This is a genomic window from Actinomadura parmotrematis (assembly GCF_019458805.1).
GTDB lineage: Bacteria > Actinomycetota > Actinomycetes > Streptosporangiales > Streptosporangiaceae > Spirillospora > Spirillospora parmotrematis.
Map to the genome: position 1 here is coordinate 1 of NZ_JAIBOA010000003.1, position 23,727 is coordinate 23,727.

Here is a 23,727-nt window from a genome sequence, read left to right on the forward strand (position 1 = left end):
GCCCCACCACGCGCCGCCGCACGCCGCACGCCGCACGCCGCACGCCACCGCACGCCGCCACACGCCGCACCGCCGCACCGCCGCACCGCCGCACCGCCGCACCGCCGTAGGCCGTCACACGCCGCCACAATGCCGCACGCCGCCGCACGCCGCCGCACGCCGCCGCACGCCGCACCGCCGCAGGCGCCCCGCACGCCACCGCACGCCACCCGCCCCACCACCGCCACGAGCTACGAGCACGAGCCCCGCGCACGAGCCCGCGCACGAGCTACGAGCCACGAGCCACGAGCCACGAGCACACGCCACACGCAACCGCACGCCACATGCCGCCACATAGCTGGCCGCAGCCGGACGCTGCCGCCGAACGTCCGGCCGCCGGCCTCGCCGCTGCTGAGCGCCGCCGCACACCAGCCGCCGCACGACCAGCCACTGCACGACCAGCCGCCATTCATGCCCCGCCGTCGCCGCATGCTCGGCCGCATCCATGTGCCCAGCCGGGGCTGGGCGCCGCCAGACGACCAGCCCGTCGCACGACCAGCCGCCGCGTCACACGTACGGCGCCGCCGAACGTCCGGCCGCCTGCCTAGCCACCGCTGAGCGCCGTCGCGCACCAGCTGTCATCGCGCACCAGCTGTCATCGCACGTTCAGCCGCCGCTGCATGTTCAGTCACCGCCGTGCGTCGCCGTACGCCTGGCTGCCACCGTGCGCTCGGCTACCGCGCTCTCAGCCCTCGGCACCCCCCAGCCTTCATCCGCATGCTCAACCGTCGCCGTCCTCGCCACCATGCCCAGCCACCGCATTGGGCGTCGCGCCCGGCCGTCGCGCGAAGGCCGTCGCCCTCCGGGACGGCTTTGCGCGTTGCTCTGTGCGGTCGCTTCCAGGTGGTGGCAACGCCCCTGTACGGGGGGCTGTGTCCAGTGTGCGGGGCGGCCGGCGGGGGCGGAAGGGGAGGCGCGCCCTGTGGATAACGTGCGTCCACAGGGCGGTGCGCGCTGTCCACAGGGGGTAACCGCAGGTCGGAGTCTTGATCGGGAAAAATCGTCGGCGCGCGGCCCGCGTTTCGTCCACAGGTCGCCGATCTGTGGACAACGGCCGTGAGAGCCTGTGCACAGTACCGTCCGGTTCTGTACACAGGCTTGATCGTTCCGTGGCGGCGACTCGTCCGCGCTCGTCGGGTTTTACCCACAGGCTGTGGACAACCCTGGGATCTCTGTGGATAACCCGGGCTCCGCCTGCGGAAAACCTGTGGACCGGCAGTGGACGGATTGGGGAACGCTGTGGACGGTCACCCGGCATCATGGGGACGGACCCGTGGACAACCTGTGGATGTCCTGGGGACGGGCTGAGGATAAGTTCGCCGTCGGACCCGTCTGCTAGAACTACCCCTGTCCACAGGTGGGAAACCTGCGGATAACCCGTGGACAACCTGTGATCGTTCTGGGGATGACCTGGGGACGGCCTGTGGGCAAGGATTCGTCATCCACAGATCGTTTTTCGTCGTCCACCGTCTGTCCACCGGGGCTGTGGACGACGCCACGCGGTCCCACCTGCGACAACAGAGGTTGTGCACAGTATCCACAGCCCCTATGACGAGTACTACCCCATGTCTCTCACAAGGAAAATGAACAGCTTGACTTAGGGCCTGGGGACAAGCGCCCCGAGCGCACCCCGACTCGATCATGAGTCAGCCCGATGTCGTCCCATCACCCTCAGGAGGCGGGTCACGTGAAGTTCCGCATCGACAGAGACGCCCTGGCCGACGCCGTGGCCTGGACGGCGCGCACCCTGCCCGCGCGCCCCCCGGTGCCCGTCCTCGCCGGCATGCACCTGGCCGCGGGCGACCGGCTGACGCTGTCGGCGTTCGACTACGAGGTGTCGGCCCAGGTGTCGGCCGACATCGACACCGAGGAGCCGGGCAGCGCGCTCGTCTCGGGCCGCCTGCTCGCCGAGATCTCGCGCAGCCTTCCTCCACAGCCTGTGGAGGTGACCACCGACGGCGCCAAGGTGATGCTCCGCTGCGGCAGCGCGAAGTTCACACTGCTGACGATGCCTGTGGAGGACTACCCGACGCTGCCGGAGATGCCGCCCGCCGCGGGCGCCGTCGGCAGCGACGAGTTCGCCGCCGCCGTGTCGCAGGTCGCGATCGCCGCCGGCCGCGACGACACGATCCCGATGCTCACCGGCGTCCGGGTCGAGATCGAGGGCGAGACCGTCACCCTCGCCTCCACCGACCGCTACCGGCTGGCCGTCCGCGAGCTGCACTGGAAGCCCGAGCGGCCGGACTTCTCCGCGGTCGCCCTGGTGCCCGCCAAGACCCTCGCCGACACCGCCAAGTCGCTGACCTCCGGCGCCGAAGTGAAGATCGCGCTGGCCGCGCAGGGCGTCGGCGGCGCGGGCGAGGGCATGATCGGTTTCGAGGGCGGCGGCCGCCGCACCACCTCGCGGCTGCTGGACGGCGACTTCGTCAAGTACCGCTCGCTGCTGCCGAGCGAGTACGCGGGCCTCGCCGACATCCCGACCGGCCAGTTCATCGAGGCCGTCAAGCGCGTGTCGCTCGTCGCCGAGCGCAACACGCCGGTGCGGCTGTCGTTCCGGCAGGGCGAGGTCGTCCTGGAGGCCGGCACCGGCGACGAGGCGCAGGCCGTGGAGGCCCTGGAGGCCACGCTGGAGGGCGACGACATCGACATCGCGTTCAACCCCGGGTTCCTGCTCGACGGCCTCGCCGCGATCGGCTCGGACACCGCGCGGCTGTCGTTCACGACGCCGACGAAGCCGGCCGTGCTCACCGGCAAGCCGCCGCAGGAGGGCGAGACCCCCGGCTACCGTTACCTGATCATGCCGGTGCGGTTGTCGGGTTGACCCGCCGGTCGGGGTAAAACTCCCCAACGGGGCATACCACGGGGACCGACCGGGGACGGAGAGGCCGTCCGCGCGCCGTGAGCAGGGGACGAGCAGGGGAGATCCAATGGAGCTGGGCATGATCGGGCTCGGCCGGATGGGCGGCAACATGGCCGAACGTCTGCGCCGGGGCGGCCACACGGTGGTCGGTTTCGACAACAACCCCGACGTGAGCGACGTCGCCACCCTCGAGGAGCTCGTGCAGCGCCTCGCGGCGCCGCGCGTGGTGTGGGTGATGGTCCCGGCCGGCGAGCCGACCCAGGCGACCGTCACGCGGCTGGGCGAGGTGCTGGAGTCCGGCGACCTGGTCATCGACGGCGGCAACTCGCACTACATCGACGACCAGAAGCACGGCGCGGAGCTGGCCGAGAAGGGCATCGGCTTCGTCGACTGCGGCGTCAGCGGCGGCGTCTGGGGCCTGCAGAACGGCTACGCGCTGATGGTCGGCGGGTCCGAGGACAGCGTGCGCCGGCTCATGCCGATCTTCGAGACGCTGAAGCCCGAGGGCGACTTCGGGTTCGTGCACTCGGGCAAGATCGGCGCCGGGCACTTCGCCAAGATGGTCCACAACGGCATCGAGTACGCGATGATGCAGGCGTTCGGCGAGGGCTACGAGCTGCTGGAGGCGAGCGACGTCGTCACCGACGTGCCGGCGACGTTCCTGTCCTGGCAGGAGGGCACCGTCATCCGGTCCTGGCTGCTGGACCTGATGAACCGCGCGCTCGCCGGCGACCCGAAGCTCGCCGAGCTGCGCGGCTACGCCAACGACTCGGGCGAGGGCCGCTGGACGGTCCAGGCCGCCGTCGACCACGCCGTGCCGCTGCCCGCCATCACCGCCTCGCTGTTCGCGCGGTTCGCGTCCCGCCAGGACGACTCGCCGGCGATGAAGGTCGTCGCGGCGCTGCGCAACCAGTTCGGCGGGCACGCCATCGAGTCGGCCAAGGGCGCCGACGCGCCCGGCGCGGACGTCGACCCGCCGAAGGTCTGACACCGCCGGGCGGCGCGCCCGGAACCGACGCACGGCACGGCCGTCCCGCTCCGGGACGGCCGCCGCCGTCCCCGGCCTGTGGACACCGCGGCCCGCCGACCAGCGGAGCATCCTTGCCCTCCGTTGGGTTATCCACAGCCTGTGTATGAACTTTCTCCTCCCGCACGTCCGGGAGCAGCGGCGACGCGGCGGTATCCACAGGCTGTGCGGGACGGCGCCGGGGGCGCGGGCCGCCGCACGGCGCGCGTCCACAGGCGGTGGACGGCGGCGTGGACGGGGGAGCGCGGCGCCGCGCACCGCACCGGTGGGGTGGGTGTGGCCGCCGGGGCGGCCCGGAGGGCCTACCCTCGTGTCCCGTGCACGTCGCCCACCTTTCGCTGCAGGACTTCCGCTCCTACGCCACCGCCGAGGTCGCGCTGGAGCCGGGCGTCACGGCCTTCGTGGGCCCGAACGGGCAGGGCAAGACCAACCTCGTCGAGGCCGTCGGCTACGTCGCGACCCACGGCAGCCACCGCGCCGCCACCGACGCCCCGCTGGTCCGGCAGGGCGCGGCGCGCGCCATCGTGCGGGCCGGGGTGGTCCGCGACGACCGGCGGGCGCTCATCGAGCTGGAGATCAACCCGGGCCGGGCGAACCGGGCCCGGCTGAACCGCTCGCCCGTCCCCCGCCCCCGCGAGATCCTCGGGATGCTGCGGACGGTGCTGTTCGCCCCCGAGGACCTCGCCATGGTCAAGGGCGACCCGGGGGAGCGCCGCCGCTTCATGGACGAGCTGCTCACCGCCCGCGCCCCGCGCTTCGCCGCCGTCCGCTCCGACTACGAGCGGGTCGTCAAGCAGCGCAACGCCCTGCTGCGGTCGGCGGCCGCGCACCGCCGCTCCCCCGGCGCCGAGGTGCTCGCCACGCTCGACGTGTGGGACGCCCACCTGGCCCGCACTGGCGCCGACCTGCTCGCGGCCCGCCTGGAGCTCGTGGCGGCGCTGCGGCCCCTCGTCGCCCGCGCGTACGCCGAGCTCGCCCCGCACAGCGGCGCGGCCGGCCTCGCCTACAAGAGCTCCCTCGGCGACGAGCCGCTGTCCACAGACCGCGCACAGCTCGGCGAGCGGCTCCTCAAGGGCGCCGCCGAGGCCCGCAAGCAGGAGCTGGAGCGCGGCGTCAGCCTGGTCGGCCCGCACCGCGACGAGCTGCAGCTGCGGCTCGGCGACCTGCCCGCCCGCGGCTACGCCAGCCACGGCGAGTCGTGGTCGTTCGCGCTGGCGCTGCGGCTCGCCGCGTTCGAGCTGCTGCGCGCCGACGGCGACGACCCGGTGCTGATCCTCGACGATGTGTTCGCCGAGCTGGACGCGGGCCGCCGCGCCCGCCTCGCCGGGATGGTCGCGCCCGCCGAGCAGGTGCTGATCACCGCGGCGGTGCCCGCCGACGTGCCCGGCGAGCTGACCGGCGCCGCCTACACCGTGGCGGACGGCGAGGTGCGGAGGGACGGGGCGCGGAGGGACGGGGCGCGGGGGGAGGGGCCGTGAGCGACGAGCCGGCGCCCGGCGCCGAGCCCGGCGGTCCACAGCCTGGGGACGGTGCGCCGCCCGCGGCGGGGGCCGCCCCCGCCAAGTCCGGCATCGAGCTGGCCCGCGAGGCGCTCGCGCAGGCCAAGGCCGACGCCCGCAAGCGCGGCACGCTGCCCGGCCAGGGCAAGCGGAAGCGCGCCCCCGGCGGCCCGGTGCGGCAGCCGGGGCGCGGCGGCGACCCGCAGCGGTTCGGCTCGGCCATCCGCGACCTGATGGCGTCCCGCGGCTGGGAGCAGCGCGCGGCGGTCGGCGGCGTCTTCGGCAACTGGCCCGGCATCGTCGGCCCCGAGCTCGCCGAGCACACCAAGCCGGAGAAGTTCGAGGACGGCGAGCTCACCGTCGTCGCCGACTCCACCACCTGGGCGACCCAGCTGCGCCTGCTGCGCACCCAGCTCGTGCGGCGGCTGAACGAGGAGCTCGGGGCCGGCACCGTCAAGCAGGTGAAGGTCGTCGGCCCGTCCTCGGGCCCGCGCCGCGCGGGCGCCTGGCGCGTCCGCTGACCCGCCCGCCCGCGGGCGGACCGCGCCGCCTGCGACTGGCAGAAGACGGGACGCGGGCCGCGATGTTGGGAATCTCCTCCCGGTCCCCCGGTGTTTCCCCAGGTCAGTGGCGTGTCCCACAATGTCAGTGGGTGGTGAGAGCATCTCCTCGTGGCTTCTGGACCGTCTTTTCGCTGCGAGGGCCTCACAGGCCCGAGAACCCCCCAGGGTGAAAGGGGGGATGTGGCTCCTTGCCCGCCAGGGCGCCACACGTGCGCACAGCGTCCGTCAGTGCCACTTTTCGGTCCATCACCCGGTAGAATGAAAGCGGGTTCAGGATGCTGGGCCGCCATGGGTCGCCCCGGGACTCCCTGATCGGCAGATCGGGGGCCAGGCGCCCTTACGTGTGTTACGGGGCACACCGCGCCCGGCGAGGGCGCGGGGGGCGGCACGCTTCCCCGGCAGGAGGATCTTCCTTTGGCGTACGACGCTAGTTCGATCACTGTCCTCGAAGGGCTCGAGGCGGTGCGCAAGCGCCCGGGCATGTACATCGGCTCGACCGGTGAACGGGGGCTGCACCACCTCGTCTACGAGATCGTCGACAACTCGGTCGACGAGGCCCTGGCCGGCCACGCCGACGCCATCGAGGTGACCCTGCTGGCCGACGGCGGCGTCCGGGTGAAGGACAACGGCCGCGGCATCCCGGTCGGCATGCACCCCGTCGAGAAGCGGCCCGCCATCGAGCTCGTGCTGACCACGCTGCACGCGGGCGGCAAGTTCGACAGCCAGTCCTACGCGGTGTCCGGCGGCCTGCACGGCGTCGGCTCGGCCGTGGTGAACGCGCTGTCGACCCGCCTGGAGGCCGAGGTCCGCACCGACGGCCACTACTGGCGCCAGTCCTACAACTGGCGCGGCGCCGAAGGGCCGCTGGAGCAGGGCGAGCCCACCGAGGAGACCGGCACCCAGATCACCTTCTGGCCGGACGGCGACATCTTCGAGACCCTCGAGTGGAACTTCGAGACGCTCTCGCGCCGCATGCAGGAGATGGCGTTCCTGAACCGCGGCCTGTCGATCGAGCTGACCGACGAGCGCGAGGACCACCGCTCCGAAGAGGGCGACCCCATCACGGTGCGGTACCACTACGAGGGCGGCATCGAGGACTTCGTCCGCTACCTCAACGCGCGCAAGGAGGCCGTCCACGAGTCGGTCGTCTACCTGAGCGACGACACCGAGGGCATGTCGGTCGAGATCGCCATGCAGTGGAACGCCTCCTACGCCGAGTCGGTGCACACCTTCGCCAACACGATCAACACGGCGGAGGGCGGCACCCACGAGGAGGGCTTCCGCGCCGCGCTCACCACGATCGTCAACCGGTACGCGCGCGAGAAGGGCCTGCTGCGCGACAAGGACGACAACCTGACCGGCGAGGACGTCCGCGAGGGCCTCACGGCGATCATCTCGATCAAGCTGTCCGACCCGCAGTTCGAGGGCCAGACCAAGACCAAGCTCGGCAACACCGAGGCCAAGTCGTTCGTGCAGAAGGCGTGCAACGAGCACCTGCGCGACTGGTTCGAGGAGAACCCCGGCGAGGCCAAGGAGATCATCAACAAGGCGACGCAGGCGGCGCGCGCCCGCGTCGCGGCCCGCCAGGCCCGCGACCTCACCCGCCGCAAGAGCCTGCTGGAGTCGACGTCCCTGCCGGGCAAGCTGTCGGACTGCCAGTCCACCGACCCGGCCAGGTCCGAGGTGTACATCGTCGAGGGCGACTCGGCGGGCGGCTCGGCCAAGGGCGGCCGCAACCCGATGTACCAGGCCATCCTGCCGATCCGCGGCAAGATCCTGAACGTCGAGAAGGCGCGCATCGACCGCATCCTCAAGAACAACGAGGTGCAGGCGATCATCACCGCGCTCGGCACCGGGGTGCACGACGAGTTCGACATCGCCAAGCTGCGCTACCACAAGATCATTCTGATGTCGGACGCCGACGTCGACGGCCACCACATCAACACGCTGCTGCTCACGCTGCTGTTCCGGTTCATGAAGCCGCTCATCGAGGCCGGCCACGTGTACCTGTCGCAGCCCCCGCTCTACAAGATCAAGTGGGACGCCCGCGGCACCGACGCCGACTACGCCTACTCCGACTCCGAGCGCGACTCGATCATCGAGGCGGGCATCGCGGCCGGCAAGCGCGACCCGCGCCCGCGCGACCAGGTCCAGCGCTTCAAGGGCCTCGGCGAGATGAACGCGAGCGAGCTGTGGGACACCACCATGGACCCCGACAAGCGGGTCCTGCTGCAGGTCCAGCTCGACGACGCCGCCCAGGCCGACGAGCTGTTCAGCGTGCTCATGGGCGAGGAGGTCGAACCCCGCCGCGAGTTCATCCAGCGCAACGCCAAGGACGTGCGCTTCCTCGACATCTGAGCCCCCGGCGGCGACGAGCTCCCTTTCCACCACGTAGAAGAGGTCTTGCACAGTGACGGACGTGACCACCGAGGGCGGCGCCCCGGGCGAGCGGATCGAGCCGGTCGATCTCCAGGCGTCGATGCAGAAGTCCTACCTGGACTACGCGATGTCGGTCATCGTCGCGCGCGCGCTGCCGGAGGTCCGCGACGGGCTGAAGCCGGTGCACCGGCGCGTGCTGTACGCGATGTACGACGGCGGGTACCGGCCCGACCGCGGCTATTTCAAGTGCGCCCGCGTCGTCGGCGACGTCATGGGCAACTACCACCCGCACGGCGACTCGGCCATCTACGACGCCCTGGTCCGCCTCGCGCAGCCCTGGTCGCTGCGCTACCCGCTGGTCGACGGCAACGGCAACTTCGGGTCGCGCGGCAACGACCCGGCGGCCGCCATGCGCTACACCGAGTGCCGCATGGCCCCCCTGGCGATGGAGCTCCTCCGCGACATCGACAAGGAGACCGTCGACTTCTCCCCCAACTACGACGGCCGGTCCGCCGAGCCCGACGTCATGCCGTCGCGGTACCCGAACCTGCTCGTCAACGGCGCCGCCGGCATCGCCGTCGGCATGGCGACCAACATCCCGCCGCACAACCTGCGCGAGGTCGGCGAGGGCGTCCGCTGGTTCCTGGACAACTACGGCGCCTCCGACGACGAGCTCCTCGACGCCCTCATCGAGCGGATCAAGGGCCCGGACTTCCCGACGGCCGGCCTCATCGTCGGCCGCAAGGGCATCGAGGAGGCGTACCGCACCGGGCGCGGCTCCATCACGATGCGCGCGGTCGTCGAGGTCGAGGAGATCCAGAACCGCACCTGCCTCGTCGTCACCGAGCTGCCCTACCAGGTCAACCCGGACAACCTCGCGCTGAAGATCGCCGAGCTGGTCAAGGACGGCAAGCTCGACGGCATCGCCGACGTCCGCGACGAGACCTCCGGCCGCACCGGCCAGCGCCTCGTCATCGTGCTGAAGCGCGACGCCGTCGCCAAGGTCGTCCTCAACAACCTGTACAAGCACACCCAGCTCCAGGAGACCTTCGGCGCGAACATGCTCGCGCTGGTCGACGGCGTGCCGCGCACGCTCCGCCTCGACCAGTTCATCCGGCACTGGGTCGCCCACCAGATCGACGTCATCGTCCGCCGCACCCGGTTCCTGCTCCGCAAGGCCGAGGAGCGCGCCCACATCCTGCGCGCGCTGCTGAAGGCGCTCGACCGCATCGACGACGTCATCGCGCTCATCCGCCGCTCGCCGTCGGCGTCGGAGGCCCAGCGCGGCCTGATGGACCTGCTGGAGATCGACGAGGTCCAGGCGCAGGCCATCCTCGACATGCAGCTGCGCAAGCTCGCCGCCCTGGAACGCCAGGCGATCACCGACGAGTTCGACAAGCTCATGGCGGAGATCACCGACTACAACGACATCCTCGCCTCGCCCGACCGGCAGCGCCGCATCGTCGGCGAGGAGCTCGACCCGATCGTGGACAAGTTCGGCGACGACCGCCGCACCCAGATCATCCCCTTCGACGGCGACGTGTCCTACGAGGACCTCATCGCCGAGGAGGACATCGTCGTCACGATCACCCGCGGCGGCTACGCCAAGCGCACCCGCACCGACCAGTACCGGGCGCAGCGGCGCGGCGGCAAGGGCGTGCGCGGCGCGCAGCTGAAGCAGGACGACATCGTCGACCAGTTCTTCGTCACCACGACGCACCACTGGATCCTGTTCTTCACCAACAAGGGCCGCGTGTACCGGGCCAAGGCCTACGAGCTGCCCGACTCGGGCCGCGACGCCCGCGGCCAGCACGTGGCGAACCTGCTGGCGTTCCAACCCGACGAGCACATCGCCCAGGTCATGGACCTGCGCGACTACGACGTCGCGCCCTACCTGGTGCTCGCCACCAAGAAGGGCCGGGTCAAGAAGACCGCGCTCCGCGACTTCGACTCGCCGCGCACCGGCGGCATCATCGCGATCAACCTGATCGACGACGACGAGGTCATCGCGGCCCGCCTGGTCTCGCCCGACGACGACCTGCTGATGGTGTCGACCGGCGCCCAGTCGATCCGGTTCAGCGCCTCCGACGACTCGCTGCGGCCGATGGGCCGCGCCACCTCGGGCGTCATCGGGATGCGCTTCGAGGGCGAGCAGGTCGTCCTGAACATGCTGGTCGTGCACGAGGAGGACCAGAACGTCCTCGTCGCGACCGTCGGCGGCTACGCCAAGCGCACCCCCGTCGGGCAGTACCCGCGGCAAGGTCGTGGGGGCAAGGGAGTTCTCACCGCTAAGATCGTGGAATCGCGCGGCAGGTTGGTGGGGGCACTGATGGTGGGCCCGGAGGACGAGGTGTTCGCCATGACGTCGAACGGCGGCGTCATCCGGACCAGCGCGGCCGAGATCAAGCAGTCGGGCCGGCAGACCATGGGCGTCCGGCTGATGAGTCTCGCCGACAAGGCCGGCATCGTCGCCATCGCGCGGAACGTAGAGTCCATGGTGGACTCGGACGACGCGGAGGAGGAGGGGGCCGGTGACACCGCCGAGTGACGCGGCCCCTGATCCCGCGCAAGGCCAGGAGGACACGTGAGCACCCAGCCCGGCAAGAACAAGGGCCGGACGGACGGACCCGCGGACGGCGCCGAGGCCGGTGCGGCCGGCAACGGCGCCGAGCGGGCGGCGCCCGCCTCCGCCGCGCCCGGCCGGGACGACACGGCCGTCGAGATCACCCCGGTGGACGAGACGACGCCCGACCTGGGCGCCGTGCCGGCCGCGTCCAACGGCGCGGGCAAGAGCGCGGCCAAGGACGCCGGCACCGTCGTCGACGCCGTGCCGCCGACCGCGCCCGAGGCCACGGCGCGGCCCGAGCCCGACGACAAGCCGGTCGCGCCGGTCCGCGACGACCCCGAGCCGTCCTGGACCACGCCGGCCGAGCCGGCCGCGTCGATGTCGACGACCCGCACCGACAAGCCGTTCGGGCGCCGCGAGGTGTCCGGCGGCGCGCCGTCCGCGTCGTCCGGCCCGCTCGGCACCGCGCTGAAGGACCGGCCCGTGAACAACTCCGCGGGCCCCGCCCCGGCCGGCCGCCCGCAGCCCGACACCGACGCCGCGGCCCCGGCCGGCGCGGGCAAGCCCGCCCGCAAGGCCCAGCTGCAGCTCGCCCGGCTGGAGCCCTGGTCGGTGATGAAGTTCAGCTTCGTGATGTCGCTGGTCTGCTTCGTCGTGCTGCTCGTCGCCGTGGTCGTCCTCTACATGATCCTGGCGGGCCTCGGCGTCTTCGACGCCATCGGCGACACCGTCAACAGCCTCACCCGCCGCCCCGGCGAGACCTCGGGCGGCGTGGACGCCGGCAGCTGGTTCTCCTTCGCCCGCATCTTCGGCTACACGGTGCTCGTCGGCGCCCTCAACGTGCTTCTCGTGACGGCGCTCTCCACCGTCGGCTCGGTCATCTACAACCTGGCCGCCGACCTCGTCGGAGGCGTGGAGGTGACCCTCAAGGAGGCCGAGTGACGGCCCCCGCAATGGATTACCGGTCGCATCCTGGGATGCGGTAATCTCTCCTTGCGCCGCCGGAAGGCGGCCGCGAGGTGCGGGCGTATAGCTCAGTCGGTTAGAGCGCATCCCTGATAAGGATGAGGCCCCAGGTTCAAGTCCTGGTACGCCCACCGCAGTGGAAGGCCCCCGCCGGGGAACCGGCGGGGGCCTTTCGCGTTCGGGTCAGAAGTACTCGTTCAGGGCCTCGTCCTCCGGGCGGACGGGTTCGGGGCCGTCGGGGCCGACGCGCAGGATCGGCATCAGGCGGCACAGGCGGTGGGGCTCGTCCTCGATCGTGACGTCGGCGGCCTGGTCGGCGGCCTCCAGGGCGTCGGCGTCGCGGGCGGCCTGGGCGACGTCCTCGTCGGTGGTGCCGGTCAGCTCGCGGAAGCGGGGGTCGCCGGTGTGGCGCAGGTAGTCGATCACCCGGTGGCGGGCGAGGCCCGGGCCGGCCTCCTCCCAGATGGTGGGGATCCACCCGTCGGGGCCGCGCCGCACGAATAGGAAGCGGACGGGCAGCAGCACCACGCCCGGGTGGGCGTCCTGCTCGGGGCCGCCGGGGCCCCGGCAGATCTCCATGCGGAGGAGGCCGTCGGTGAGGGTGGTGGGGGCGGCCGGGTCCAGGACGAACCAGTGCTGGGGGTCGCGGCCGGGCAGGCCGGGCGGCGGGTCGGTGTCGGTGTCGTGGACGGGTTCGGGGCCCTCGGGGCCGAAGCGCATGAGCGCAGGGCTGCGCACGATCCGGTAGCGGCGGCCGCCGACCGCCCACTCGGCGCCGGTGTCGCCGCCGAGCTCGGGGTCGATGCGCTCGACGAGCGCGCGGAGCTCGGCGCCGAACGCCTCGCGCAGGGCGGGCCGCTCGTCCTCGGGGACCAGGTTGGGGAACCGGGAGGCGGGCAGCTCGTCGGGGTCGTCGGGCCGGACGGTGCCGCGGATCCTCGACGCCAGCGTGCGGCGGGCGTGCTCGGGGCTGTTGTCGCCGCCGAACAGCAGCCGCCACCGGCCCTCGGTCTGCTCGGCGGCGCCGAACCGGGGGTGGCCGAGCACGCGCAGCTGCGGGTGCGCGTGGGCGCTGAGCGCGGCCTGATGGGCGCGCAGGGCGTCCAGCGGGTCGTCGCCGACGACGCCGGTGATGTTGATCATGTTGTAGGCGGGCATGCTGGAGGCGTCCACATCCTTCATCGTGGCGCCCGGCGGCCCGGTCCGCTCAGGCTTTGCCGCTACTGACCGCAGGAAGTGCTGACGGACGGTAGGCGGCGCCCCCGCCGTCGTGCGGCGGGGGCGCGGGGCCGAGGTCAGGAACCGAGCTCGTAGAGGGTGCCGGAGCCGGACGAGGAGCCGTCGTAGGTGACGGCCGTGCCGTTCGCCTTCACCCAGGCGGCGACCTCGCTGTTCCCGCCGCGGTCGCCGTCGATCAGGACGTACTTCAGCTTCCCGGTCTCCACGTAGTCCTTGAGCTTGGTAACGGTCATCGCCGGGTCCGAGCCGGAGAAGCCGCCCATCGCGATGACGGGCTTCCCGGTCTGCAGGATCAGCGACGACGCGGACTGCGCGCTGGACACCGCGACCAGCCATGTGGCGTTCCCCTGGTTCTTCACCAGGTAGGAGGTGAGGGTGCTACTGGCCTGGCCCCCGCCACCGCCGCCGCGCATGCCGCCCGAGGGCCGTTCGCCGGACTGGGCGTTCGCCGGGGCCTGGTCGCCGGAGGGCGGCTGGGAGCCGCCTCGTCCGCCGCCGGGGCCGCCCATCCCCATGCCCATGCCCGCCCCGGACGACGAGCCCACGCGCGCCGTCGGGTTCGTGCCGTTGGTCGCGCCCGACAGGGCCGTGGACGCGGCGTAGGCCGCCGGTCCCGTCAGGGCCGCGAGGAGGCCGGCGGCGGCCGCCCCCACGGCCAGCCGCCGGCGGGCGCGCGGCCCGAGCAGCGCGACCAGCAGGACGCCCGCCGCGAGCGAGGAGACCGTGAGGACCGTCCAGGCCAGCCACGGGTGCCAGTCCGGGGTCCGCCGCAGCAGCGCGAACGCCCACGCGCCGGTGACCGCGAACGCGACCGGCAGCGTCCACGCGAGCCTGCGCGGCGCCGTCAGCATGGCGGCGACGCCCGCCCCCGTCAGGGCGGCGACGGCCGGCGCGAGCGCGGTCGTGTAGTAGGGGTGGAAGGTGCCCTCGCTCAGGCTGAAGACGAGGAAGTGCACGGCCGCCCAGCCGCCCCACATCAGCAGCGCCGCGCGCGCACGGTCGGTGCGCGGGCTGCGCCCGCATCGCACCAGGCCCGCGATCAGGGCGATCGCGGCGAACGGCAGCAGCCAGGAGATCTGCGCGCCCATCGTGGTGTTGAACAGGCGGCCGATCCCGGCGGCGCCGCCGAAACCGGCGCCGTTGCCCATCCCGCCGTTGCCGGCGGATTCGCCGAAGATGCGGCCGAGGCCGTTGTAGCCGATGACGAGGTCCCAGACGGTGCCGTCGGTGCTGCCGCCGATGAACGGGCGGTTGGCGGCCGGGACCGCGTCGACGATGACCATCCACCAGGACGACGCCAGCGCCAGGATGACACCCGCCCCCGCGAGGTGCCCGACCCGGCGCAGCACGCCGCCCGGCGCGCACAGCAGGTAGACCAGCGCGAACGCCGGCAGGACCAGGAACCCCTGCAGCATCTTGGTGTTGAAGGCGAGCCCGACGAACAGCGCGCAGAGCTGGAGCCAGCGGAGCCGCCCGGTGTGCACGGCGCGCTGCAGCGCCCAGGCCGCCGCGACGAGCAGCAGCACGAGGAGCGTGTCGGGGTTGTTGTCCCGGTCGATCGCCACCGTGATCGGCGTCAGCGCCAGGACGAGCGCCGCGACGAGCCCGGCGGTGCGGCCGAACACGCGCCGCACCGTGGCGTACAGCAGCGCCACCGACGCGACGCCCATCACCACCGACGGGCCGACGAGGCTCCAGCCGTTCACCCCGACGGCGCGCGCGGTGAGGGACTGCACCCAGAGCGACAGCGGCGGCTTGTCCACCGTGATGAACGAGCCGGCGTCGAGCGCCCCGTAGAAGAACGCCTTCCAGCTCTGCGTGCCGGACAGGACGGCCGCCGAGTAGTAGGAGTTGCCGGTCTGGTCCCAGACGCCCCACCCGTACAGGAAGGCGGCGAGGAGCAGGATCGCGGCGAGGGCGCCGCGCGTCCACAGCGGGGCGCGGGCGGCGTGCCGGGGCTCGGTGCGGGCGGGCGCGGCGGTGGTCGGCGCCTCGGCCGTCGCCGCCGTCATGCCGCCACCCGGTCGCGGGCGCGGGGCGAGGGGACGGCGGCGGTGAAGCGGCCCCGCCGGATCTCGCGGCGGACCCGCGCCATGCCGCGCAGGTCGTCGAGGGCGGTGCGGACGATGTCGACGCGGCTGTCGGGGTCGTCGGTCCAGTCCACCGGGACCTCGTGGACGCGCAGGCCGAGCCGCTCGGCGAGGAGCAGCAGCTCGGTGTCGAAGAACCACTCCTCGTCCTGCACCGCGGGCAGCAGGGCCTGCACGACCTCGGTCCGGCCGGCCTTGAAGCCGCACTGGGCGTCGGTGAAGTGCGCCCGCATCAGGGTGCGGAGGAGCAGGTTGTAGGAGCGGGAGATGAACTCGCGCTTCGGGCCGCGCACGACCCGGGCGCCGCGGGCGAGCCGCGATCCGATCGCCAGGTCGCTGTGGCCCGAGAGGAGCGGCATGACGAGCGGGAGGAACGCGTCCAGGTCGGTCGACAGGTCCACGTCCATGTAGGCGACGACGTCGGCGGAGCTCTCCGACCACACGCGCCGCAGCGCGCGGCCCCGGCCCTTGCGGTCCAGGTGGACGGCGCGCACGTGCGGCAGCGTCTCGGCCAGCCGGGACGCCACGTTCCACGTGGTGTCGGTGCTGGCGTTGTCGGCGACCGTGATGACGAAGTCGTAGGGCAGGTCGGCGCGCAGGAAGGCGTACAGCCGGAGGACGCTCGCCTCCAGCACCCGCTCCTCGTTGTACACGGGGATGACGATCTCTACCAGGCTCATGCCGTCCACGTTCGGCGGCGGGTCTGTGCGGCGGCTGAGGCGCTGATGAGACGGGCCGAAGAGTCGCTTTCATCTGGGTCTCATGGAACGCCGGCGGTCTGGGCGGGCGATGAGAGGCCGCCGTCACAGGCGTCCACGGATCGCGCGCCGCGCTGTATCCACACTGTGGACAGCGAGATGATCTGGGGACGACGCTGCGGATAACCGGTGGACGACCGTTGTCCACTGGAATCGGGTTCTGTGGACACAGGTTGTCCACAGGTTGTGGACAACACGGGATCACCGCCCGTCTTCGCGCTCTGACCTGCGGCGACGTCCGATGCTCGGATTGTGGGAAAACCCCTGCTCCGAGGGCGACCGGTGGATAACTCTCCGTCCACAGGCGCCGCCGCCTGTGGACGAAAGTTATCCACAGGCAGGGAGGGTGGTGGCGTTCACGACCGGCGGGCGCCGGCCCCCAGCAGCCGGCGGAGGTGCGCCTCCAAGGGCGGTTCGAGGCGGGCGCGCCGCAGGTGGTCCGCCAGCTCCGGCGGGGGCGGCGTGAACGGCAGGTGGCCGCCGTCCCGTACCAGGCGCCGCAGGTCGTCGCGGGCGGCGTCGCCGAGCTGCGGGTCGTCGGCGAGGAGGAGGTCGGCGCCGATCCGCGTCCACAGCGGCCCGTGCGTGAGCAGCCAGAACGCGTTCCGCCGCACGTGCGGCGGCCGGCCGGGCGCGACCAGCTCGCGGAGGCGCGCGGGGGACGGCGCGTGCGGCAGGGCGCGGGCGACCGCCTTGACGACCCGCGCCGACGGATCGGTGATCATGAAGGCGGCGTGGTCCGGCAGCTCGCCGAGCCGGTCGAGGGCGCGCACGGCCGCGGCCCGGACGGCGGGCCGCGCATCGCCCAGGAACGGCACCAGCCGCCCCGCATCCGACGCGTCGCCGGCCGCTCACCGCTGACGCCTGCCACTTGCTGTCTGCTGAGCCGCTCACCCCGCTAAGCGCTGCACTGCCAGATGCTCCATCTCCCGCCCGTACCGCGCCTGCCGCGCCTGCCGCGCCCTTGCCGCGCGCAGCGCGGCAAGGGCACGCGCTCGGTGGAGCGGGACGCTCGGAGCGGGCGGGTTATCCACAGTTCGCGAGAACTCTTCCCCGCCCTGACCTGGGCATTCGACAATGGATGTATGGTCCGCCCCCGGGTGGGAGGGGCCTGCCTGGCTCCACCAGAACGGTCGGCGCGACAGCGCACGCCGCGCGGCCGCTCGCCTCGACGGCCTCGGCGTAGGCGGTCCGGGCGAGCGTGTCCTTCTCCGCCAGCGCTGCGGCGGTGAGGTCCTCGGGGGCCGGGTCCTGCTCCAGCCACAGGCGCAGGGCGACGCGGCGCAGGCGCGGGCCGCCCGCCGTGCGCGCCGCCTCCAGGAGGCCGGGGACTTCGCGGCGGAGGATCGCCACCGTCAGGGCGGCGGCGTCGCCCCGGGAGCGCCCGGCCAGCAGGGACGCGATGTCGGCCGCTTCCACCGTCCCGGGAAGGTCGGCCTTCCCCAGCAGCCGTTCGAGCGACCGGCGGGCGGCCTCGCGGACCTGGGGGACGTGGTCGGTGGCGCACACGACGGCGATCGGCAGCAGCCGGACGTCACCGTGGAACGCGCCGGTGAAGTACCGCGAGGTGAGGGCGCGCTCGCGCAGGTGGCCGTTGTGCGAGCAGGCCATGAGGAGCGCCTCGAACGCGTCGGCGGGAGGCGGCGCGTTCCAGGGGAGCCGGGACGACCGGAGGTCGCGGCTGCGCAGCGCCGCGGCGAGGCGCGGCCAGTCGGCGCTGGTCAACCCGTCCAGGCGGGTCCAGCCTGCCGCGGCGTCCTCCTGGTGGAACTCGCGGGCGAGGGCCGTCGCCGCCTCCCGGCTGAGCGGACGGCCGGCGCGTGAGGAGGTCATAGAGCCCATTCTCGGCGAAAGAGGCTGTGACCTGCGAAGGCTTATCCGCTGTCAAGGGACGCCGGTATCGACTCCGTCACGGACGGGAGCGATGCCTTCCGGCGCGCCCGCGGAAGCTGTGATCATGGGGTGTCGGGCGAGGACGGGGGACCGCATGGATCCGTACCGGTACAGCGAGCAGCCGCAGTGGGGGTATCCCGGGCCGTCCACCGACGGGCGCGGCCTGGCCCCGGCGGGGCAGGAGCCCGTTCTGCTGCAGATCGGCGACACGGGCGTCACCCGCTCCCACGTCCTTCTCCCGCACGGGCGCTATCCGCTGCGCGGCTCGATGTGGAATGTGCAGGACTCGACCCAGGTCAGCGAGGGCATTCCGGCGGTCGCCATCGTGCTCACGATCCTGTTCGTCTGGTTCTGCCTGCTGGGGTTGCTGTTCCTGCTGATGAAGGAGCGCCGTTACTCGGGATTCGTCTCCATCTCCGTGACGGGGGACGGATTCCACCACAGCATGCAGTTCCCGGGCGGCCCGCAGACGAGTGCCTGGGCCGCGGGCGTGGTCGCGCAGGCGCGCGGGATGGCGGCCATGGCGCCGCCGGCGGTCTGACGCCGGAAAGGCGCGCCGCCCCCGGAGTGGCGTATGGAGCGGCGGCCCCGCGCGGGTCAGGGTGGTGGTGGGGAACGCGGCGGCGGCCATTGCCGCGCCGTTCCGGGTTATCCACAGGATGTGGAGAATTCCTGTGTACAAAGTCCCGGCCCTGCCAATCCGCGTGCCCATTGATGCCGGTGTGGCGGAAGCGGAACCCGCTTTCCGCAGGGTTTCCGGGGCTGCAATCCCGCGTTCATCAGGGCGTTCGCCGCGCCCCTTTTCCGGCTCGCGCGGGCGGGCGATCTGTGGAAAACCGCCGGAATGCCTCCGGTGTGTCGCCTGGTGGGACGGCCGCGCGGCCGCGATCGTGGACCCCTGCGCACACCGCCCGATGATCTGGGGACAAGGCTGGGGACGACCGGTGGACAACGTTGTCCCCAGATCATCCGGCCTGTGGAGGGCGGTTGTCCACAGTCTGTGCACAGCGTGTACGCAGTTCGCTACGGTTCGGCATCGAACGCCTGGTCACAGGGTTGTCCACCGGTGGACGAGCGGGTTGTGCACAGGTCCATGATCTGGGGATGGAGCGGTGGACGACGGCTGCGCCGTCCGCCCACAGCCTGTGCACGAAGGTTATCCACAACCTGTGGACAACGGGTCCGGCGCCAGTGTTGTCCACAGGCGGCCGGTCGGCGCCGCGAAACCCCCGCCACTTGGGGATCACGCTGTGGATACGTTTCCCCGAACCCCTTGCGGGACAGGCCCCGCGCCTGTGGGTAACTCCGTCCCCAGCCTGTGGACAACCGGGTTCCCCGGCTGGACGCGCGGCGTTCCGGCGTGAGTGGATGGCGCCGTGAGCACGCCCCCCGTCCAGCCCCCCGACCGGCGCCCCGACCGGGCCGAGTGGACCCGTGTCCCCGTCCTCCCGGACGCCGCGCCGCTCGACCTGCTGGACGCCCGCTTCGGCCGCCACCACTACGCGCCCCACACCCACGACGAGTACGCGATCGGCGTATGCCTGGAGGGGGCGGAGACCATGCGCCACCGGGGCGAGCGGATCGTCTCGGGGCCCGGCGCGATCATCGTCGTCGAGCCCGGCGCGGCCCACACCGGCGGTCCCGCCGGGCCCGAGGGGTACGCCTACCTCGCGCTGTACCCGGGGGAGCCGCTGCTCCGCTCGCTCGGCCTCGGCCTCCCCCGCTTCCACGGCCCGGTGATCGACGATCCGCCGCTCGCGACCGCCCTGCGCGCCGCGCACCGCGCCCTCCGCGGCGGCGCCGAGCCGCTGGAGGCCGAGTCCCGGCTCCTGCTGCTGCTCGGCGGCCTCGCCCGCCGGCACGGCGGCGCCGCCGCTCCGCCGGAGGCGCCCGGCCGCGACGTCGCGCGCGCCGTCAAGGCGCGCCTCGCCGAGCAGGTGCAGGACCCGCCCACCCTCGGCGACCTCGCCGCCGACCTCGGCATGTCCCGCTACCGGTTGCTCCGCACGTTCCGCGCGTCGGCCGGAATGCCGCCCTACGCGTGGCTCGCCCAGCACCGCGTCCACCGTGCGCGCGCGCTGCTGGACGCCGGGCGCCGCCCCGCCGAGGCCGCGGCGCTCGCCGGGTTCGCCGACCAGGCGCACCTCACCCGCTGGTTCCGGCGCGTCCTCGGGGTGACGCCCGGCGCGTACCGCAACGGCGTTCAAGACGTCCCCGCCGCCCGTCCCGCAGAATGACCGGCGGCGGCCCCACCCCGGCGGGCCGCGTCCGAGGAGGTGGCCGTGACCCGGCGGGGCTGGACGCTGTTCGCCGCGATGTGCGTGCTGTGGGGCGTCCCCTACCTGATGATCAAAGTGGCGGTGGCGGAGGTGTCCGTCCCGGTGGTGGTGTTCGCGCGCACCGCCGCCGGCGCGCTGCTCCTGCTGCCGTTCGCGGTGCGCTCGGGCGGCCTCGCCGCGGCCCGCGCGCGCTGGCGGCCGCTGCTGCTGTTCGCGGCGCTGGAGATCCTCGGCCCGTGGGCGCTGCTCTCCGACGCCGAGCGGACCCTGTCCAGCTCGATGACGGGCCTGCTGATCGCGGCCGTGCCGATCGCGGGCGTCCTCATCGGCCGGCTGGCCGGCGACGCCGAGCGGCTCGGCCCCGCCCGCTGGGCCGGGCTGCTGGTCGGCCTCGGCGGCGTCGCGCTGCTCGCCGCGCCGCACCTCGGCGGCGGCAGCGCCCGCGCGTTCGGCGAGGTGCTGCTCGTCGTGCTCGGCTACGCGACCGCGCCGATCGTCATGGCGCGCCGCCTCCAGGACGTGCCGAGCGTCGCGCTGTCCACGGTGTGCCTGGCGGTCGGCGCCCTCGTCTACGCCGTCCCGGCCGCGCTGACGCGGCCCGCCGCGGCGCCGTCCGGGAAGGCGCTCGCCGCCCTCGCCGGGCTCGGCGTGCTCTGCACCGCCGTCGCGTTCCTGGTGTTCTTCGAGCTGCTCCGCGAGGCCGGCACGTCACGGGCGATGGTGTTCACCTACGTGAACCCGGCCGTCGCCGTCGCGGGCGGCGTGCTGCTGCTGGACGAGCCGCTGGACGCCGGGATCCTCGCCTCGTTCGCGCTGATCCTCGCCGGCTCGGTGCTCGCGACGCTGCGGGGCCGCGCGGCGCCGGCCGCTCAGGGCACCGCGTACCCGGGCACCGACGGCCAGCGCACCGTCAGCACGACGGACTCCTCCTCGGCCTCCCAGGAGTGGTCGACGCCGCGCGGCCACACCACGTAGTCGCCCTGCTCGGCCAGCACCACGTCGCCGCCGGGGAACTCCAGCCGGAACCGCCCGCTGATCAGCACCAGCAGCGCGGTCCGGCTCTCCCCCGACGTCCAGCGGGCACGCCGCTCCCCCTTGGGGTGCACGCCCCACTTGATCTCGACGTCGGCGCTGTGCCGCCGGTCGCCGGGCTCCTTGAAGTGCCCGAGCAGCCAGCCCCGGTCGGCCGCGGCGTCCGCGGCCGCCTTCCCCACGTACACGTCGTCCGGCACGGGCGACGACTCTACCGGGGGTCTAGGAGGGCCGCTGGTAGACGAAGCCGTCGCCGACGACGGCCGCCAGGTTCAGGTACGCCTCGCGGGTGCCGGGGGACAGCGCCTCCAGCTCGACCTCGGCGCCCTCCTCCAAGTGGTCGTCGTAGGGGATCCGCACGACGGCCCGGCAGCGCGACTCGAAGTGCGCCTGGAGCTTGTCCAGGTCGACCTGGCTGCGCGTCCGGTTGCGCACCATCGACAGCACCACGACGCCGTTGCGGACGAGGTGGCCGTGGTCGTGGGCCTCCAGCCAGTCGAGGGTGGCGCTCGCGCTGCGCGCGCCGTCCACCGACGGGGAGCTGACGAGCACGAGCTGGTCGGCGAGGGCGAGGACGCCCGCCATCGCCGAGTGCAGCAGGCCGGTGCCGCAGTCGGTGATGCAGATCGAGTAGTACTGCTCCAGCACGACCGACACGGCGGCGTAGTCCTCGGCGCTGAAGGCCTCGCTGACCGCCGGGTCGCGGTCGGAGGCGAGGACCTCCAGGCGCGCGCCGTTCTGCGAGGTGAACGCGCGGACGTCGGCGTAGCGGTGCACCTGGCCGCGGTCGTTCAGCAGGTCGCGGACCGTCGCCGCGGTCTCCAGCCGCACCTTGTCCGACAGGGTGCCGCGGTCGGGGTTGGCGTCCACGGCGATGACGCGGTCGCCGCGCAGCGAGGCGAGCATCGAGCCGAGGCCGGTCGTGGTGGTCGTCTTGCCGACGCCGCCCTTCAGCGACATGACCGCGACGCGGTGGTGGCCGCCGGCGACGGGCGTGCGGGCCCGGTCGACGAGGTCCTTGCGGCGCAGGTCGGACTGCGACTCGCCCGGGTGGATGCCGCCCGCGGTCGCCTTGTAGACGGCGCGGCGCCATCCCGACGACGGGGCGTGGCGGCGCTCGCCGAGCAGGTTCTCCGAGCTGAGGCTCTCCGCCGACTGCGGGTCGGGCGGCGGGGCCTGCGGCGGCTGCGCGGGGAGCGGCGGCTGCGGGTAGGGCGGCGCGTAGCCCTGCGGAGGCCCGGCCGGGTAGGGCGGGAGCTGCTCCAGCGGGGGCGCGCCCTCGCCTTCGGCGGGCGGGCCGTAGGGCGGCTGCGGGATGTCGAAGCCCGGCGTCCCCGGGAAGCCCTGCGGGTTCTCGTACGGCTGCGGGCCCGGCGCGTACGGCGCGGGCGGGCCGGGCTGCGGGGGCGGGCCGGGCCGGAAGCCGCCCTCGGGCCCCCAGCCGGGCTGCCCGTAGGGCGCGGGCGGCTGCTGTCCCGCATGGCCGCCCGGGACCGGCGGCCGGCCGTAGCCCTCCGGTGGGCCGTAACCGGCGGGCGGCGGCGCGTTGTAACCGGCGTTCTCCCACGGCGGCGGGGTGAAGACGGGCGGCCCGGCGGGGGCGCCCGGCTGCTCGGGAGCGGGAACGGGAGCGGGGCCGGGAGCGGGACCGGCGTCCGCGACCGTGGGCTCGGCGTTCTCGGGTCCGGGCGTTCCGGGGCCGTGGCCGACGACGGACGTCCGGGCGTCCTCCTCGTCGGCCTCGGGCTCCGCCGGCTGCGGAGCGGGCGGCTGCGCCGTGCTGTACCCGCCGGGGACGTCCTGCCCGTAGTAGGCGGGCGGCGGCTCCGAGCTCAGCCCGGGTGCGGGCTGGCCGTATCCGGGCGGCGCCTGCCCCGGCAGCGGCTGGCCGGGCAGCGGCTGCCCCGGGGCGGGCTGCCCGGCAGGGGCGCCCTCGCCTTCGGGGGCGCCGGGCCGCTGCTCGTCCGAGGCGCGCCCGTGCCCCGGAGCGCCGGGCACGGGCGCGCCGCCTGGCGGAGGCGGGGGCGCGTTGAAGTCGGCAGGATGGTCGGCCGGGTAATGGTCGGGGAGGCCGCCGCCCGGAGGGGGCGGCGGGACCGGCGTGCCGAACTGCGTGGGAGCGCCGAAGTCGGGCGGCGGCGGGCTGCCGTAGGCGGGCGGGGCGCCGTACTCCTGGCCCGGGGGAGGCGGCGGGGACGGCGGCGGCGCCGCGAGCCACGGGTTCGCGTCGGGGGCCGGACCGGGGGCGGCCTCCGGGCCGGCGGGCCCGGGTTCCGGCCGCGGGCGCTCGGCGGTCGGTTCGGCGGCCGAGTCGGGACGGGGCCGCTCGCCGGTGTCGCCGCTCATCGCGTCCAGCGAGGCGAGCCGCTCTTCGAGGGAGCGTCCGTCCTGGTCGTTCCTCGCCACCGTCTCTCCCCTCGGTCACGTCCCGGGCGATCATCCACCGAACAGGGCGGCAACAGCCCAACGGCAGGATACCCGGCAGCAAATACCATGTATCCCAGACGTAGACGCACACCATCGGGCATCGCCGACAA

The 23,727-nt window shown here is 73.5% G+C and carries 17 protein-coding genes and 1 tRNA gene; 11 read left to right on the plus strand and 7 right to left on the minus strand.

Features of this window, described 5'->3' with window-relative positions; all coding sequences use genetic code 11:
• Positions 1-1,726: 1,726 nt before the first annotated feature.
• From dnaN to K1Y72_RS05055, 8 genes are all read left to right on the plus strand, one after another.
• Positions 1,727-2,860, plus strand: a complete 1,134-nt coding sequence (gene dnaN / locus K1Y72_RS05020; protein ID WP_220163703.1) for a DNA polymerase III subunit beta — start codon at positions 1,727-1,729, stop codon at positions 2,858-2,860.
• A gap of 106 nt (positions 2,861-2,966) precedes the next feature.
• Positions 2,967-3,887 (plus strand): phosphogluconate dehydrogenase (NAD(+)-dependent, decarboxylating), encoded by a 921-nt coding sequence (gene gnd, locus K1Y72_RS05025; RefSeq protein WP_220163706.1) that lies wholly within the window; start codon positions 2,967-2,969, stop codon positions 3,885-3,887.
• A gap of 356 nt (positions 3,888-4,243) precedes the next feature.
• Positions 4,244-5,404, plus strand: coding sequence for a DNA replication/repair protein RecF (gene recF / locus K1Y72_RS05030; protein WP_220163708.1), 1,161 nt, complete (start codon positions 4,244-4,246; stop codon positions 5,402-5,404).
• Entirely contained in the window at positions 5,401-5,946 is a 546-nt protein-coding gene (locus K1Y72_RS05035; protein ID WP_220163710.1) for a DciA family protein, read from the plus strand. The genes recF and K1Y72_RS05035 overlap by 4 nt, the downstream gene beginning before the upstream one ends.
• A gap of 456 nt (positions 5,947-6,402) precedes the next feature.
• On the plus strand, positions 6,403-8,346 hold the full coding sequence (gene gyrB / locus K1Y72_RS05040; protein WP_220163712.1) for a DNA topoisomerase (ATP-hydrolyzing) subunit B: 1,944 nt from the start codon (positions 6,403-6,405) through the stop codon (positions 8,344-8,346).
• Positions 8,347-8,398: 52 nt separating this feature from the next.
• A complete protein-coding gene (gene gyrA / locus K1Y72_RS05045) occupies positions 8,399-10,915 on the plus strand; it encodes a DNA gyrase subunit A (protein ID WP_220163715.1) in 2,517 nt (838 codons plus the stop codon).
• Between the two features lie 36 nt (positions 10,916-10,951).
• The gene (locus tag K1Y72_RS05050) at positions 10,952-11,875 is read left to right on the plus strand and encodes a DUF3566 domain-containing protein (RefSeq protein WP_308286905.1); all 924 of its coding nucleotides are present in this window, start codon (positions 10,952-10,954) and stop codon (positions 11,873-11,875) included.
• 81 nt (positions 11,876-11,956) lie between these two features.
• Positions 11,957-12,030, plus strand: a tRNA-Ile gene (locus tag K1Y72_RS05055).
• 52 nt (positions 12,031-12,082) lie between these two features.
• On the opposite strand, the gene K1Y72_RS05060 is transcribed toward K1Y72_RS05055, so the two are convergent.
• From K1Y72_RS05060 to K1Y72_RS05080, 5 genes are all read right to left on the minus strand, one after another.
• On the minus strand, positions 12,083-13,072 hold the full coding sequence (locus K1Y72_RS05060) for a DUF5954 family protein (protein ID WP_220163717.1): 990 nt from the start codon (positions 13,070-13,072) through the stop codon (positions 12,083-12,085).
• A 122-nt stretch (positions 13,073-13,194) separates the two neighbouring features.
• Entirely contained in the window at positions 13,195-15,150 is a 1,956-nt protein-coding gene (locus K1Y72_RS05065) for a glycosyltransferase family 39 protein (RefSeq protein ID WP_220163719.1), read from the minus strand.
• On the minus strand, positions 15,147-15,908 hold the full coding sequence (locus tag K1Y72_RS05070; RefSeq protein ID WP_220163721.1) for a glycosyltransferase: 762 nt from the start codon (positions 15,906-15,908) through the stop codon (positions 15,147-15,149). The genes K1Y72_RS05065 and K1Y72_RS05070 overlap by 4 nt, the downstream gene beginning before the upstream one ends.
• A gap of 434 nt (positions 15,909-16,342) precedes the next feature.
• Positions 16,343-16,804, minus strand: a complete 462-nt coding sequence (locus K1Y72_RS05075) for a hypothetical protein (protein WP_220163723.1) — start codon at positions 16,802-16,804, stop codon at positions 16,343-16,345.
• A gap of 208 nt (positions 16,805-17,012) precedes the next feature.
• Entirely contained in the window at positions 17,013-17,819 is an 807-nt protein-coding gene (locus K1Y72_RS05080) for a hypothetical protein (RefSeq protein WP_220163725.1), read from the minus strand.
• A gap of 154 nt (positions 17,820-17,973) precedes the next feature.
• Here K1Y72_RS05080 and K1Y72_RS05085 point away from each other — a divergent pair, with 154 nt between their 5' ends.
• The 3 genes from K1Y72_RS05085 (at position 17,974) to K1Y72_RS05095 (ending at position 21,133) form a co-directional block, all read left to right on the plus strand.
• Positions 17,974-18,420, plus strand: a complete 447-nt coding sequence (locus tag K1Y72_RS05085) for a hypothetical protein (RefSeq protein WP_220163727.1) — start codon at positions 17,974-17,976, stop codon at positions 18,418-18,420.
• 835 nt (positions 18,421-19,255) lie between these two features.
• The gene (locus K1Y72_RS05090) at positions 19,256-20,116 is read left to right on the plus strand and encodes an AraC family transcriptional regulator (RefSeq protein ID WP_220163729.1); all 861 of its coding nucleotides are present in this window, start codon (positions 19,256-19,258) and stop codon (positions 20,114-20,116) included.
• Positions 20,117-20,161: 45 nt separating this feature from the next.
• Entirely contained in the window at positions 20,162-21,133 is a 972-nt protein-coding gene (locus K1Y72_RS05095) for a DMT family transporter (protein ID WP_220163731.1), read from the plus strand.
• On the opposite strand, the gene K1Y72_RS05100 is transcribed toward K1Y72_RS05095, so the two are convergent.
• Positions 21,028-21,390, minus strand: a complete 363-nt coding sequence (locus K1Y72_RS05100; protein ID WP_220163733.1) for a cupin domain-containing protein — start codon at positions 21,388-21,390, stop codon at positions 21,028-21,030. The genes K1Y72_RS05095 and K1Y72_RS05100 overlap by 106 nt on opposite strands.
• A gap of 22 nt (positions 21,391-21,412) precedes the next feature.
• Positions 21,413-23,596, minus strand: coding sequence for a nucleotide-binding protein (locus K1Y72_RS35950; RefSeq protein ID WP_308286906.1), 2,184 nt, complete (start codon positions 23,594-23,596; stop codon positions 21,413-21,415).
• Between the last annotated feature and the right edge of the window lie 131 nt (positions 23,597-23,727).

Coding starts and splice junctions, on each gene's coding strand:
- gnd (WP_220163706.1), top strand. CDS start 2,967: ATGGAGCTGGGCATGATCGGGCTCGGCCGGATGGGCGGCAACATGGCC.
- K1Y72_RS05065 (WP_220163719.1), bottom strand. CDS start 15,150: ATGACGGCGGCGACGGCCGAGGCGCCGACCACCGCCGCGCCCGCCCGC.
- K1Y72_RS05070 (WP_220163721.1), bottom strand. CDS start 15,908: ATGAGCCTGGTAGAGATCGTCATCCCCGTGTACAACGAGGAGCGGGTG.
- K1Y72_RS05080 (WP_220163725.1), bottom strand. CDS start 17,819: ATGACCTCCTCACGCGCCGGCCGTCCGCTCAGCCGGGAGGCGGCGACG.
- K1Y72_RS05085 (WP_220163727.1), top strand. CDS start 17,974: ATGGATCCGTACCGGTACAGCGAGCAGCCGCAGTGGGGGTATCCCGGG.